Here is a 15,459-nt window from a genome sequence, read left to right on the forward strand (position 1 = left end):
TATGATTAATGATGAAGTATTATCAATTATTTTAGGAGGAGGGCAAGGTTCTAGACTATATCCCTTAACAGCAGACAGATCTAAACCAGCAGTACCAATTGCAGGTAAATACAGGTTAGTAGACATTCCTATTTCTAACTGTATAAATTCAGATATAAAAAGAATCTTTGTTTTAACTCAATTTAATTCAGCATCATTAAATCAACATATAAAAAACACTTATCACTTTAGTTTTTTCAGTTCAGCTTTTGTAAATGTATTAGCTGCAGAACAAACTATGCAAAGCGATAAATGGTTTCAAGGAACTGCTGATGCTGTAAGGCAAAGCATGCACCATTTTTTAAGTAACGATTTTGAGTACGCATTAATACTTTCTGGAGATCAATTATATAATATGGATTTCAGAGAGATGATAAAAAAACACAAAGAAAGTAAAGCTGAAATTTCTATTGCTACATATCCTGTAAACGCAAAAGATGCAACAGGTTTTGGCCTTTTAAAAACAGATTCGGAGAATAGAGTAACATCTTTTATAGAAAAACCAGCTAAAGAATTATTACCAGATTGGACTTCTGACGTAGGTGATGATATGAAAAAAGAAGGCAGAAACTATTTAGCTTCTATGGGTATCTATATATTTAATAGAGACTTATTAATTAAGTTAATGGAAAATCCTGATACAATAGACTTTGGAAAAGAAATTATACCTCAAAGCATTCATAATCATAGAACTATAAGCTATCAATATGAAGGTTATTGGACAGATATTGGAACTATAGATTCTTTTTTTGAAGCTAATTTGGGTTTAACCGATGAGATTCCACAGTTTAATTTGTATGATAAAAACCGAGTTTTTACAAGAGCTCGTATTTTACCAACATCTAAAATTTCTGGAACAGTATTAAACAAAGCTGTTATTTCTGATGGATGTATCATACATGCCGATAAAATTGACAGATGTGTAATTGGTATTCGTTCTAGAATTGGTAAAAAATCTATTATAACCAATACTTATATGATGGGTAGTGACATTTATGAAACTCTTGAGGATATTAATAACAATCAAATTGAAAATTTATTAGGAATTGGAGAGCGATGTAAAATAAATAACTGTATTATAGACAAAAACTGTAGAGTTGGTGATGACGTAATAATTAACGGGCATCCTAATATCGAAGAAATAGAAACAGAAAATTATTTTATAAAAGATGGCATTGTAGTTCTTAAAAAGGGAGCTACAATACCAAAAGGAACTGTAATACAATAAATCTATATTTAAAACCACTAAATGTCTAAAGTTATAGTACATAGTTTATTTTCCGATTTTGATATAGAACTTTTCAAAGCTGGGAAACATTATAGGTTATATGAAAAACTAGGTTCTCATATTACAACAATTAACGGTATCGAAGGAACCTACTTTGCAGTTTGGGCACCAAGTGCTAAAGAAGTTTCCGTAATTGGAGACTTTAATTACTGGAATGGAGAATCACATCAATTAAATGTTAGATGGGATTCTAGTGGAATTTGGGAAGGCTTCATACCTTATGTAAAAAAAGGAAACCTTTATAAATATAAAATTACAAGCTCAAACAACAATACCGCTACAGAAAAAGCAGATCCTTACGCTAGAAGAAATGAACATCCTCCAAAAACAGCTTCTATTGTTTGGGAAGATCAGTATTCTTGGAAAGATAAAGAATGGATGAAAGGTAGAAAAAAGCAGAATGCTTTGAATGCCCCATATTCAGTTTATGAAGTTCACTTAGGATCTTGGAAAAGAAAAGTAGAAGAAAACAGATTTTTAAGTTATACTGAATTAGCAGATGAACTTGTAAATTACGTTGCAGAAATGAATTTTACGCATGTAGAATTAATGCCAATAATGGAATTTCCTTACGATCCAAGTTGGGGATATCAATTAACAGGTTATTTTGCACCAACATCTCGTTTTGGTTTTCCAGATGAATTTAAATTTTTAATAGATAAATTTCATGAAAAAGGAATTGGTGTTATTTTAGATTGGGTTCCATCACATTTTCCTTCAGACGCTCATGGTTTAGGTAATTTTGATGGCTCAAACTTATACGAGCACCCAGATCCAAGAAAAGGCTATCATAAAGATTGGAAAAGTTTAATCTTTAATTACGGAAGAAATGAAGTAAAATCTTTTCTAATTAGCAACGCCATTTTTTGGTTAGATCAATATCATGTTGATGGTTTAAGAGTAGACGCAGTTGCATCTATGCTGTTCTTAGATTATTCTAGAAAAGATGGCGAATGGGAAGCAAACGAATATGGTGGAAGAGAAAATTTGGAAGCAATTTCATTTCTAAAAGAAATGAATGAAGCCGTTTATAAAGATTTTCCAGATGTTCAAACAATTGCGGAAGAATCTACATCTTTTCCGCAAGTATCTAGCCCTGTATTTGCAGGTGGATTAGGTTTTGGAATGAAGTGGATGATGGGTTGGATGCATGATACATTAGATTACTTTTCCAAAGAAACTGTTTACAGAGAATATCACCAAAATGATTTAATTTTTAGCTTAAATTATGCTTTTTCAGAAAACTTTATGCTACCTCTTTCTCATGATGAAGTAGTATATGGCAAAAAATCTATAGCAGGTAAAATGCCTGGGGATGAATGGCAGAAATTTGCAAATTTACGTTTACTTTATAGTTTCATGTACACACATCCTGGAACCAAACTATTGTTTCAGGGAAGTGAATTTGGGCAAACTTCTGAATGGAATTTTGAAACCAGTTTAGATTGGCATTTATTAAATTACGATGTTCATAAAGGTACACAAACCCTTGTAAAAGATTTGAATCAACTATACAAAAAAGAAAAAGCTTTATATCAAAAACAATTTTCATATGAAGGTTTTGAATGGATAGATAATGGAGATCATCAAAACACAGTATTAACTTATATTAGAAAAGGAGATTTTGAAAAAGACAATATTTTAGTTATTTTAAACCTTACTCAAGTTCCCAGAGAAAATTATAGAATAGGATTACCAAAAGCAGGAACTATAAAAGAAATTTTTAATACTGATGCTACAAAATACTACGGAACAGGAAACTATACTCATAAAAATTTAACTTCTGAAAAAAAAGAATGGAACAATAGGGAAAATTCTGTTGAACTTAACCTACCACCTTTAGGAATGCTGATCTTTAAATTCAAATAAAATATTATCTCACCTTTTCTTTATATTAAATTAATAAAAAAAGGTGAGTTTTTTTAATACTTTTTCTTTAAATAAGTACCTTTTTTATTGCATTCAAAAAATTTTGTTAGAGAAAAATATTGCGCATAATTATCTATCTAATATCATACATTTGTACTCAAACGTTATCGTAAAAAAATAAGCAATAGCAACACTGTTTATCAAAGTTTTACGATTTTTGTAATCAAACAAAACAACATAAATCAATGATTGTTAATACAGAATTAGAACAAAAAGGAAACTTATTTCCTTCAGAAATAATAGAATATAAAAAAGATGTAGACACTCTATATTTTACCACTAAAAACAATGTTGTTTTACAGGTAACAGTTGTTAGAGATAGTGTTATAAGATTTAGATATTCTACTACTGGAAAATTTGAAAATGATTTTTCTTATGGAATTACAATTCATGCATCAAGAGGATATAGTTTTTTAGATGTATCTGAAAATGATACTCATTATATTATAACAACTTCTAAATTAATTTGTAAAGTAGAAAAACAGAGTTTACAAGTAAGTTTATTAGATGCAAAAGATTTAAAAATCATTAATCAAGATGAAATTGGTTTTCATTGGGAAGAAAGCTACGAATATGGTGGAGATATTGTAAAAATGAGTAAAGCTTGTCAAAAAGCCGAAAGTTTTTATGGTTTAGGTGACAAACCTGTTGATGTAAATTTAAAAGGTAAACGATTCGAAAACTGGGCTACAGATTCTTATGCTTTTGGTAAGAATACAGATCCAATTTATAAAGCTATCCCTTTTTACACAGCTATTCAAGAAAATAAATCCTACGGAATCTTTTTTGATAATACTTTTAAAACACATTTCGATTTTGCTCACGAAAGAAGAAATGTAACTAGTTTTTGGGCACAAGGTGGTGAAATGAATTATTACTTCATTTATGGCCCTAAAATGGAAGATGTAGTAAAAAACTATACAGATTTAACAGGTAAACCTCATGCTCTACCTCCATTATGGGCTTTAGGATTTCACCAATGTAAGTGGAGCTATTACCCAGAAAGTAACGTAAAAGAAGTTACCAAAACCTTTAGAGATTTAAAAATCCCTTGTGATGCTATTTATTTAGATATTGATTACATGGATGGTTTCCGTTGTTTTACTTGGGATAAAAACCATTTTCCGGACCCAAAAAGAATGGTAAAAGAACTAGAAGATGATGGTTTTAAAACCGTTGTAATTATAGATCCAGGGATTAAAATTGATATGGAATATGATGTTTTTAAAGAAGCATTAGATAAAGATTATTTCTGTAAACGAGCAGATGGCCCTTATATGAAAGGTAAAGTTTGGCCCGGAGAATGTTATTTTCCTGATTATACAAGACCCGAAGTAAGAGAATGGTGGTCTGGTTTATTTAAAGAGTTAATTGAAGATATTGGTGTAAAAGGTGTTTGGAATGATATGAACGAGCCAGCTGTTATGGACGTACCTAATAAATCTTTTCCAGATGATGTTCGTCATGATTATGACGGAAACCCTTGCTCGCACAGAAAAGCACATAATATTTACGGTACACAAATGGCTCGAGCAACGTATCATGGTTTAAAAAAATATGCATATCCAAAAAGACCTTTTGTAATTACAAGATCTGCATATTCTGGAGCGCAAAGATACACCTCAACATGGATGGGAGATAATGTTGCAACTTGGGAACATTTAGCAATTGCAAACAACCAAGCGCAAAGAATGGCAATGTCTGGTTTCTCTTTTGCAGGTTCAGATATTGGAGGATTTGCAGAACAACCACAAGGTGAATTATTTGCCCGTTGGATTCAATTAGGAGTTTTTCATACCTTTTGTAGAGTACATTCTTCAGGAGATCATGGCGCACAAGAGCCTTGGGTTTTTGGCGATGAAGTAACAAATATTGTAAGAAAGTTTGTAGAATTAAGATATCAACTATTACCTTATTTATATACAGCATTTTGGAAATATATTAATGATGGTACACCAATCTTAAAATCATTAGTATTATACGACCAAGAAGATGCATCAACACATTATAGAAGCGATGAGTTTATTTACGGTGAAAGCATTTTAGTTTGCCCTATACAAGAACCTAATGCCAAAGGCAGAAGAATGTACATACCAAGGGGTAAATGGTACAACTTTTGGACAAATGAACTTGTAGAGGGTGGAAAAGAAATGTGGGTTGAAGCAGATTTAGATAGCATGCCAATTTTTATAAAAGAAGGTGCTGTAATACCAAAATATCCTGTTCAACAATATGTTGGTGAAAAGAAATTTGAAGAAATTACTTTAGATGTATTCTACAAAGAAGGTAAAGAATCTTCTAAATTATATGATGATGCTCATGATGGATATGATTACAAAAAAGGAAGGTACAGTTTACGTAACTTTAAAGTAACAGGGAAAAAACAAGAATTTATTCTACAACAGCATAAAAGAGGAGATTTTAACGCTGACTATTCTAAATTTAAAATTGTGCTACACAATCTACCTTTTAAAATTACATCTGTACAAATTGATAATGTAGAAGTAGAAATTGACAAATCTGAAACTAATAAATCTCAGTCAATTACTGTAGATAAAGAGTTTACAGAGTTACATTTATTTGGTGAATAAAAAAAAACACCTATATTCAATTGAGAAGCCTCCTTATTTTTAGGGAGGCTTCTCCCTATTTATAGGGAGGCGAAAATTTCACTATAAATAGGGATTGTTTGCTATGCTATTCTTATATAAATTTGTAATATAAATATGAAACACAGCAATATTAATCCCCCTTTGATATTTAGTTCAAATTAAATAAAACTATTTTGTTTGACGATAAAAACGAGTAATACCCCCCTAGTTTATTTGTTCTTATTTTTGTAAAAATTCTTTGAAAACAAAAAACCTTAAAAGTTTTACTTTTAAGGTTTTTATAATTTTAAGAAAAACAGATTTTTATATCCCGTCTCCTAATTCTTTTAATTTTTGAGTATTTTCAGCCAACATTAATTCATCAATAATTTTTTGAATATCACCATTTATAATATTAGGTAAATCATATAAAGACAAACCAATTCTATGATCCGTTACTCTACCCTGTGCGTAATTATAAGTTCTAATTTTAGCACTTCTATCACCAGAAGAAACCATTGAGCCACGTTTTGCAGCATCTTCTGCATTTTTCTTAGCCAGTTCCATATCATATAGTCTAGAACGCAAAACTTTAAATGCTTTTTCTTTATTCTTATGTTGACTTTTTTGATCTTGACACTGTGCAACTAATCCTGTAGGAACGTGTGTTAAACGCACTGCGGAATAAGTAGTATTTACTGATTGACCACCTGGTCCAGAAGAACAGAAAAAATCGATTCTTACATCTTTAGGGTTAATTTCAATATCAAACTCTTCTGCTTCAGGAAAAACCATACAAGTTGCTGCAGATGTATGCACACGACCTTGTGTTTCTGTTTGAGGCACTCTTTGAACACGATGAACTCCCGCTTCAAATTTTAATATCCCATAAACATCATCACCTGTAACTTCAAACTGAATTTCTTTAAATCCACCATTGGTTCCTTCAGAATAATCTACAGTAGAAACTTTCCAACCCTTACTTTCACAATATTTAGAATACATTCTAAACAAATCTCCTGCAAAAATACTCGCTTCGTCTCCCCCTGTTCCTGCACGTAATTCTACAACTGCATTTTTAGAATCTTCAGGGTCTTTAGGTATTAAAAGAAACTTAATTTCGTCTTCCAATTCTGGAATTCTAATATTGGCTTCATCAATTTCTAACTTTGCCATTTCTACCATTTCAGCATCAGAACCATCAGAAATAATTTCTTTAGCTTCCTCAATATTGTTCGTTAAAGCTTGATATTCATCACCTTTTTTAACAACACTACCTAAATCTTTATATTCTTTCATTAATTGCGCATAACGCTTTTGATCCATGATAATTTCTGGCTGAATAATCAAATCAGAAACCTCATCAAAACGTTGCTTTACAATTCTTAATTTATCTAACATCTTAACCTCTTTTCTTGGAAAGCGAATTTACAATTTTTATAGCTATATTTAATTAAACTAAAATATTTTTTATAAGGTTCCTTATATTTTCATAGTATGGGTTCTTTTTTTCTTCTTGTAAAAAAAAAAGAAACAATTTCTAAAAATGATTTTAAAGTTGTTTTTTTTATGAAGTGAATACTAGAAACTCACTTTATTTATTTATTTTAGTGAAAAATAGCTGAAAAAATTATTTTCTTAACCTCACAAGAAAACATCATAATTTAAATTAAAAAACATGAAAAAGATTACACTATTCTTAATGCTGTGCTCCCTTACAATCAACTCTCAAAATGTTGTTGACTCCACATTAGTTGACATCCCTTATATAGGGAAAAATGGAGGAGCACATTTACTAAACTGGCAAATAAATGAAGACAGAAGTAAAATATACTTATACGCCTACAGTCATGTAAACGGAAGTCAGATTATTACAAATGACAAAGCAATACATGAAGCTAAAAAAGAACAATCAGAAAAATCTTTCTTTGGTAAGCTATTAACAAATTCTATGGGTAATAATTATTTTGATGAAACTGTAATTCCAGTAGTTTTTGAGAAAATTATTAGCACGTCTGACTTTAGCTCTTTTTCAAATAAAAAAGAGTTATTTCATAAAGTTGAAAATATTCCTGAAGGTGATAATGTTTATTTTAAAAGAAGTACAAATATAATAGATTTATCAAACACAATTAAAACTGGAAAAAAATTAAACTATTATTACAAAGAAATAAACACTCCTTTTGCTTATGCACCCAAGTATAATCAAGAAATTATTAATTCTACATATATAGAAAGCAAAGGTGAAGGTATCCTAGGTTTAAAAAACATTAGACCAATTTTAGTTAAAAAAAGAGGTTTCTTCACTTATACAAACAAAAAAGGTTTTATTAGCAAAACAGAAAGTACAAATATTATTGATTTTTCTAAAGATGAAAGATTAAAAGATTATGACTTTGTAAACAATAGTGAATCGAGTATTGGTGACATATTTTTCGTTTGGTTTGCTAAAAAAAAGGATTTAAGTAAATATCAATTAGTTACTTATAATAAAAAATCTAAAAAACTAAATATTATACCCTATAACTTTAAAGCTCCAAGAAAACACCTTGTTATTAACAAAAAAGTATATAGTAAAGACTTAAAAAACACTAAAGGTTTAATTAATATTTTTAGTTATCATAAAGAAGGAAAAAAAAATAAAGACATATATCCAACAAATAAATTTGATTTAATTTATTTTGACCCTAGTGGTAATATAAAACTTGAAAAACAAATTATACATGGAACAGAAAAAAAATACAAAAAAGTTATAACTCCAATATTAATTTTAGAGAATAACGATGGCTTGCAATTTATAAATGACCATCAACTATCTATTTTTAAAAGTAATTATGAAACTTTTCTAGTCAATAAAGAAGGAGAAATAAATGTAACTTACTCAAGTAAATATTATGAAGTAAAAGGTAAAGAAAGAATTAACTATTTTGATTACTTAACAAAATACGACAGAATAGATAAATTTGGCGAATATTATATTGTAAAAAAAATAGTTCAAGAAACAGTTCAAACTACTTCAGAATCTAGAAATACTAACAGAACAGATGCTAAAGTTAACTATACTGTTTTAGATAAAAATTTTAAGCCTATAGAATTTTATTCATTTGAAATTAATCCAAATATTCTTGGCAATATTAAATCTCAAACAGTTGAAAATACAGAAAAAGAGATGATAGCTTTATTAAAAAAACGCAAGAACTATTTTATGGTAAAAACTACTAAAGAAAATGGTGTACCTAAAATAAAACTGCATGAAATAAAAGTTACATACACCAAAGGAGCTATGCCTAAACTATATTTTGGAAATTACACAACAAACTTTGCTTTAATAAGTAAAAAGGATAGAAATATTTATATAATGAATCAGTTTTATAAATTAAAAAAAAACAGTACTAAACTAATAAATAAAGTAGGAATTACTAAAATTGAGTATTAATATTCAAAAATAAATCTTAATTAAACTTCTATTTTTAGTTTTTAAATTAGAAACAAATAATAAAAGAACATCTTGCTTTGTCGAAATTAACAAGTGACAAAAGTTCTAAAATAAAATGAAGGATATTCGAATCCCTATTTTACTCATTTCTGATAGAAGTGACACACTTATTACTCCAACTAAACGATGTAAATAATTTCTTAAAACGTATAAAAAAACTATTAATAAATGCTCCTTATGTTCTAAGAAAAAGAATTTTTAGAATACTAAAGTCTTAGTAAAATTTTGCATTCTAGAAATGCTAGCAAAGAATTTTATCCTTTAGTTCTTTTTTTAATTAATACTCAAAAACTCCAAATTCACTTTTAATAGTAAGTTTTTTCTTATCAGAAACTTCCACTCTACCAACTATTTTAGCATCTACATTAAATGATTTTGAGATAGCAATAATGTCTTCTGCAATTTCTGGAGAAACATAAATTTCCATTCTATGTCCACAGTTAAAAACTTGATACATTTCTTTCCAATCTGTTTTAGATTGTTCTTGTATCAATTTAAATAAAGGTGGAATTGGAAATAAATTATCTTTTACAATATGTAAATTATCAACAAAATGTAAAATTTTTGTTTGTGCTCCACCAGAACAATGTATCATTCCATGTACTTTACCTGCATTAAATTTCGATAAAACTTCTTTGATTATTGGTGAATAGGTTCTTGTTGGAGACAACACTAATTTACCAGCATCAATAGGAGAATTTTCTACCTCATCAGTCAATTTTGTATTTCCAGAATACACTAAATCATCAGGTACAGCAGCATCAAAACTCTCTGGATATTTATCTGCTAAATACTTATGAAAAACATCGTGTCTTGCAGATGTTAATCCATTAGACCCCATTCCTCCATTATATTCAGTTTCGTAAGTTGCTTGCCCAAAAGACTCTAAACCAACAATTACATCACCAGCTTTTATGTTAGCATTGTCAATTACATCAGTACGTTTCATTCTTGCTGTAACAGTAGAATCTACAATAATGGTTCTTACCAAATCGCCAACATCCGCAGTTTCTCCACCAGTTGAATGAATAGTAACACCAAAGCCTTTTAAATCGTCAATTAGCTCTTCTGTACCGTTTATAATTGCTGATAAAACTTCACCAGGAATTTTACTTTTATTACGTCCAATAGTTGACGACAACATAATATTATCGGTTGCACCAACGCACAATAAATCGTCAATATTCATAATTAACGCATCTTGCGCAATCCCTTTCCAAACAGAAATATCGCCAGTTTCTTTCCAATACATGTAAGCTAAAGAACTTTTTGTACCTGCTCCATCTGCATGCATTATCAAACAATAATCTTCATCACTTGTTAAATAATCTGGTACAATTTTACAGAATGCTTTTGGAAACAAACCTTTGTCTATGTTTTTAATAGCGTTGTGTACATCTTCTTTGGATGCAGAAACACCTCTTTGTGCGTATCTTTTAGAAACTTCTTTACTCATGTTGTTGTATTGTAAGTTGCAAATTTAATCTTTTACAAAAAACATCCTACTGAAAAGTAGGATGTTTTATTTTATCTTGTAAACAATAATTCTCTATATTTTGTTAGCGGCCATAAATTATCATCAACCATGGTTTCTAATTTATCACAATGATAGCGTATTTGCTCAAAGAAAGGTTTTACTTTATTACAATACACTTCTGCTGATTTTAAACCATTAAATTTATTTGCTTTTCTGCGTTCATTAGTCATTTTAATAGTTAATGCATTAATTTCAGTTATATGATTTGAAATTGTCATAATTAACTCAATCTGTTCTTTTGCAATAACTTTATGATCATCACCAAAAATTTCTTTTAAATTCTTAGTGTTTTCTAATAATGTATTTTGATAAATAATTGCAGTTGGCACAACATGGTTTTTTGCAATATCTGCCAAAACACGACTTTCTATCTGCAAACGCTTAGTATACTCTTCTAAATCAATTTCATAACGAGCTTCTAGTTCTACTTTGCTCATTACTTCCATTTCTTCGAAAAGAGAAACTGCTTTTTTAGAGACTTTTACTTTTAAGGCTTCTGGTGTATTTTTATGATTACTTAAACTACGTTTTTTTGCTTCTTTTTCCCAAGCATCTCCATAACCATCACCCTCAAAACGAATTTTTTTGGATGCTTTAATATACTCTCTCAATATATTAAAAATTGCTTCGTCCTTTTTAAGGTTTTTATTTTCTATTAAAGCATCAACTTCAATTTTAAAATCTTTTAATTGTTTTGCTATAATAGTATTTAAGATAGTCATTGGTGTTGCACAATTAGATTGTGCACCAACAGCTCTAAATTCAAATTTATTTCCTGTAAAAGCAAATGCAGAAGTTCTATTTCTATCTGTATTATCTAATAAAATTTCAGGAATTTTACCTATTATGTTTAATTTTAAATCCGTTTTTTCTTCAGGAGATAATTTTCCTTTTGTCACATTTTCTAAATCATCTAAAACACCAGATAATTGACTTCCAATAAATACCGAAATTATTGGAGGTGGAGCCTCATTTACACCTAATCTATAATCATTACTTGCAGAGGCTATAGATGCTCTTAATAGTTCTTCATATTCATGTACAGCTTTAATTGTATTTACAAAAAAAGTTAAAAACTGTAAATTTTTCATTGGTGTTTTCCCTGGACTTAACAAATTAGTTTCATCAGCATTTGACAAAGACCAATTATTATGTTTCCCAGATCCGTTGATTCCTGCAAATGGTTTTTCGTGAAAAAGCACTTTAAATTTATGACGTCTAGAAACTTTTTCCATAACATCCATCAACAAAGAATTATGATCTACAGCTAAATTTGCTTCTTCAAAAATAGGCGCTACTTCAAACTGATTTGGAGCAACTTCATTATGTCTTGTTTTTAAAGGAATACCTAACAACATGCATTCTTGCTCTAAATCTTGCATAAAACTCATTGCTCTTGCAGGAATACTTCCAAAATAATGATCATCTAATTGTTGACCTTTTGCAGATAAATGACCTAATAAAGTTCTTCCTGTTAATAAAATATCTGGTCTAGAAAGTGCCAGAGCATCATCTATTAAAAAATATTCTTGCTCCCAACCTAAAGTTGCATTTACCTTAGATGCATTTTTATCAAAATATTTACAAACCGCTGTTGCATGTGTATCAACAGCTTGTAATGCCCTTAGTAAAGGTGTTTTATTATCTAATGCTTCACCCGTATATGCCACAAAAATTGTAGGAATACATAAAGTGGTTTCGTAAATAAATGCTGGTGATGTTGGATCCCAAGCTGTATATCCTCTTGCTTCAAACGTATTTCTAATTCCTCCATTAGGAAAACTTGATGCATCTGGCTCTTGTTGAACCAATTGTTCTCCATCAAACTTTTCCATGGCTAAACTACCATTTATTGATTCAAAGAAAGCATCATGCTTTTCTGCTGTTGCACCTGTTAATGGCTGAAACCAATGTGTATAATGAGTAGCTCCTCTTGAAATTGACCAATCTTTCATACTTACTGCAACTTGGTCAGCAATTTTACGATCTATTTTAGTTCCTTTTTCAATTGCATTCATCACACTTTCATAAGCAGACCTTGTAAGATACTGTTGCATAGCATGTTTGTTAAATACATTTTTACCAAATAAAACAGATCTTTTTTCGTTTTCTTCTACTTTTAAAGCTTTTCTATTTAAAGTTTCTTGTAATGCAGCAAACCTTATTGTTGACATAATATGATTTTTTAAAGGCAATTTTTAATATTTCACAAATATACCCCATAAAATTTAGGGATAAAATTATTTTTAATTGATTCTAAAAATTTCACCCCTATTTTTTTTGATATCTACACAAAATATTTCATTTTTGTATCAGAAACATCACATAAACAATCATTTATTATGGCAAAAATTAAATTAGAATACATTTGGTTAGATGGATATTTTCCAACTCAAAACATGAGAAGTAAAACCAAAGTTGAAGAACATGAAAACTTTCAAGGAACAGTTGAAGAATTAGGTAATTGGTCTTTTGACGGTTCATCTACAAAACAAGCTTCAGGTGGGGCATCTGACTGTATTTTAAAGCCAGTTGCAATTTATCCAGACCCTGCACGTATTAATGGTTATTTAGTAATGACCGAAGTTTTAAGTGCTGATGGAACTCCACACCCTTCTAATGGACGTGCAACTATTGAAGATGATGACAACGATTTCTGGTTCGGTTTTGAACAAGAATACTTTATAATGGATAGAAAAACTCAATTACCTTTAGGTTTCCCTATTGGTGGTTATCCAGGACCTCAAGGTATGTACTATTGTTCTGTTGGTGGTAAAAACACCTATGGTAGAGACTTCGTAGAAGAGCATGCTAATTTATGCATTGATGCTGGATTAAACTTTGAAGGTATTAATCAAGAAGTTGCTTCTGGACAATGGGAATTCCAATTGTTTGCTAAAGGTGCTAAAAAAGCTGGAGACGAAATTTGGGTAGCTAGATACTTATTAGACAGATTAACTGAAAAGTATGGTTGGTACATTGATTACCACCCAAAACCAATTAAAGGAGACTGGAACGGTTCTGGAATGCATGCAAACTTCTCTAACTCTATATTAAGAGAATGTGGTTCTGCAGAGAAATATGCTGAAATTTGTGAAGCATTTAGACCTGTAACTAAAGAGCACATTGCTGTTTATGGAGAATTTAATGACCAACGTTTAACTGGTTTACATGAAACTGCTGCTATTTCTGACTTTTCTTGGGGAGTTTCAGATAGAGGAGCTTCAATTAGAATTCCAATTATAGCTGTAGAAAAAGGATACAAAGGTTGGTTAGAAGATAGAAGACCAGCTTCAAATGGAGATCCATACAAAATTGCTGCAAGAATTATTAAAACTGTTAAGCCAGTTAAATAATCTTACTGCTTTTAATTATAATAAAAACGCCAACATTAATTTGTTGGCGTTTTATTATACAATATTTTATTTTTATTTTCCTGGCGGAAATCTTGAAATAATTTCTTTAACAAACAACTTAATTCTTTCTTCTTTTTTTTCTCTGTTATGCATTTTTAAAGCTCCCGTTCCAACGCCTTGCCAAACCAATTCTTTCTTTTCTTTATCTATAAAATCTACAAATAAAGTTCCCTCAGTGTATTGAGAAACATTTACATTATTATTCATTCCATTCCACATCCAAGGATTCCATCCAAATCCAAAACCATATCCAAAATTATTATTTTGATTGATATTTACTTTCTGTCTAGACTTTGTAAAAATACTTACTAACATATCTGGATTCTTAGATTTTACAAACCCTTGTGCTAATAACTCTGATTCAATAGCTCTTAAAATTCTTTTTTTGTCTAAATCAGAAACTTCTGCTTTATCTATACCAGGTTTATAAAAAGCAAATGTTTTATACTCTGTAAAATCCACTTTCGTATCATAATCTGTGGCTACTTTTATAGTATTACAAGATGATAGAATCATTACACTGACTAGTAAAAAAAATATTTTTTTCATAATAAATAGTTTTAAATTATTGAATTAATCAAAGAATCATCAACAATATTAGGATGCGTGACTTTTAATTTTTTTCTGCCTCCATTGCTCTTTTAATAGCAAAAATAGCTTCATTATTTGTAGTCCAACTTCTTCTTAAAATTACATTGTTTACATCCCAAAAAAGTATTGATTCTAAACGCTTTAACACCCTTTACTTCCATCAAGAAGCATGCCAAACCCACAATTAATAACTTCTCTCCAAACACCACCACCTCCATTAATAATAAACACCCAAGTTACTCCTCTAAAACTATCTCCAATTACATTTTAGATAGTCAAATCTGCTCTAAATTTTGATCCGTCATAAATATTTGAAGTTTCTCTATAAGGCGAATCTATACTTGAAACATCATGATAATCTATTCCTAAAACAACTGAACCAATTTTTCCTTTTTTAATGACTTTATTAAACGCTTTTGCAATTTTTATACATCCTTCTACAAAAGTCATATTAAATATTTAAAAAAGTAATGGGTTTACATATATATTCAATTTTAGAAATTATTTTTAAAAACCGTTAATAATTTACGTTATTTTTTAAGATTTTCGTAAATTACAACCCTAAAATCAAA

9 protein-coding genes and 1 pseudogene are annotated in these 15,459 nt (G+C 29.7%); 5 read left to right on the plus strand and 5 right to left on the minus strand.

All coding sequences use genetic code 11. The annotated features are described in order from the left end of the window. Nucleotide 1 precedes the first annotated feature (1 nt). The 3 genes from Q0733_RS11240 to Q0733_RS11250 all read left to right on the plus strand — a co-directional run bounded on the left by Q0733_RS11240 (nt 2) and on the right by Q0733_RS11250 (nt 5,847). Nucleotides 2–1,267, plus strand: a complete 1,266-nt coding sequence (locus Q0733_RS11240; protein WP_298782339.1) for a glucose-1-phosphate adenylyltransferase — start codon at nt 2–4, stop codon at nt 1,265–1,267. 21 nt (nt 1,268–1,288) lie between these two features. Beyond that, complete coding sequence (glgB, locus tag Q0733_RS11245; RefSeq protein WP_298782340.1) at nt 1,289–3,196, plus strand: 1,4-alpha-glucan branching protein GlgB; 1,908 nt, start codon at nt 1,289–1,291, stop codon at nt 3,194–3,196. 245 nt (nt 3,197–3,441) lie between these two features. Beyond that, on the plus strand, nt 3,442–5,847 hold the full coding sequence (locus Q0733_RS11250) for a glycoside hydrolase family 31 protein (RefSeq protein WP_298782341.1): 2,406 nt from the start codon (nt 3,442–3,444) through the stop codon (nt 5,845–5,847). 324 nt (nt 5,848–6,171) lie between these two features. Here the strand turns inward: Q0733_RS11250 and prfA are convergent, their stop codons facing one another. Continuing rightward, nucleotides 6,172–7,248 carry a peptide chain release factor 1 gene (prfA, locus tag Q0733_RS11255; protein ID WP_298782342.1) on the minus strand — a complete coding sequence of 359 codons (1,077 nt, stop codon included), beginning with the start codon at nt 7,246–7,248 and terminating at the stop codon, nt 6,172–6,174. Nucleotides 7,249–7,525: 277 nt separating this feature from the next. On the opposite strand from prfA, the gene Q0733_RS11260 reads away from it, so the two are divergent. Next, on the plus strand, nt 7,526–9,283 hold the full coding sequence (locus Q0733_RS11260; RefSeq protein ID WP_298782343.1) for a hypothetical protein: 1,758 nt from the start codon (nt 7,526–7,528) through the stop codon (nt 9,281–9,283). A gap of 337 nt (nt 9,284–9,620) precedes the next feature. On the opposite strand, the gene Q0733_RS11265 is transcribed toward Q0733_RS11260, so the two are convergent. Next, the gene (locus Q0733_RS11265) at nt 9,621–10,799 is read right to left on the minus strand and encodes an AIR synthase related protein (protein WP_298782344.1); all 1,179 of its coding nucleotides are present in this window, start codon (nt 10,797–10,799) and stop codon (nt 9,621–9,623) included. A 71-nt stretch (nt 10,800–10,870) separates the two neighbouring features. Further along, nucleotides 10,871–13,054 carry a glutamine synthetase III gene (locus Q0733_RS11270; RefSeq protein ID WP_298782345.1) on the minus strand — a complete coding sequence of 728 codons (2,184 nt, stop codon included), beginning with the start codon at nt 13,052–13,054 and terminating at the stop codon, nt 10,871–10,873. Nucleotides 13,055–13,222: 168 nt separating this feature from the next. Between Q0733_RS11270 and Q0733_RS11275 the strand changes: the two genes are divergently transcribed. Beyond that, the gene (locus Q0733_RS11275; RefSeq protein WP_298782346.1) at nt 13,223–14,236 is read left to right on the plus strand and encodes a glutamine synthetase beta-grasp domain-containing protein; all 1,014 of its coding nucleotides are present in this window, start codon (nt 13,223–13,225) and stop codon (nt 14,234–14,236) included. Between the two features lie 72 nt (nt 14,237–14,308). Here Q0733_RS11275 and Q0733_RS11280 read toward each other — a convergent pair whose 3' ends face one another. Together Q0733_RS11280 and Q0733_RS11285 are read right to left on the minus strand one after the other, a co-directional pair. Further along, complete coding sequence (locus tag Q0733_RS11280; RefSeq protein WP_298782347.1) at nt 14,309–14,845, minus strand: DUF4136 domain-containing protein; 537 nt, start codon at nt 14,843–14,845, stop codon at nt 14,309–14,311. An 11-nt stretch (nt 14,846–14,856) separates the two neighbouring features. Continuing rightward, a pseudogene (locus Q0733_RS11285) lies at nt 14,857–15,325 on the minus strand (urocanate hydratase); the annotation flags it as partial. Nucleotides 15,326–15,459 lie beyond the last annotated feature (134 nt).

The organism is uncultured Polaribacter sp. (assembly GCF_947500975.1).
In the GTDB taxonomy this organism is placed as follows: Bacteria; Bacteroidota; Bacteroidia; order Flavobacteriales; family Flavobacteriaceae; genus Polaribacter.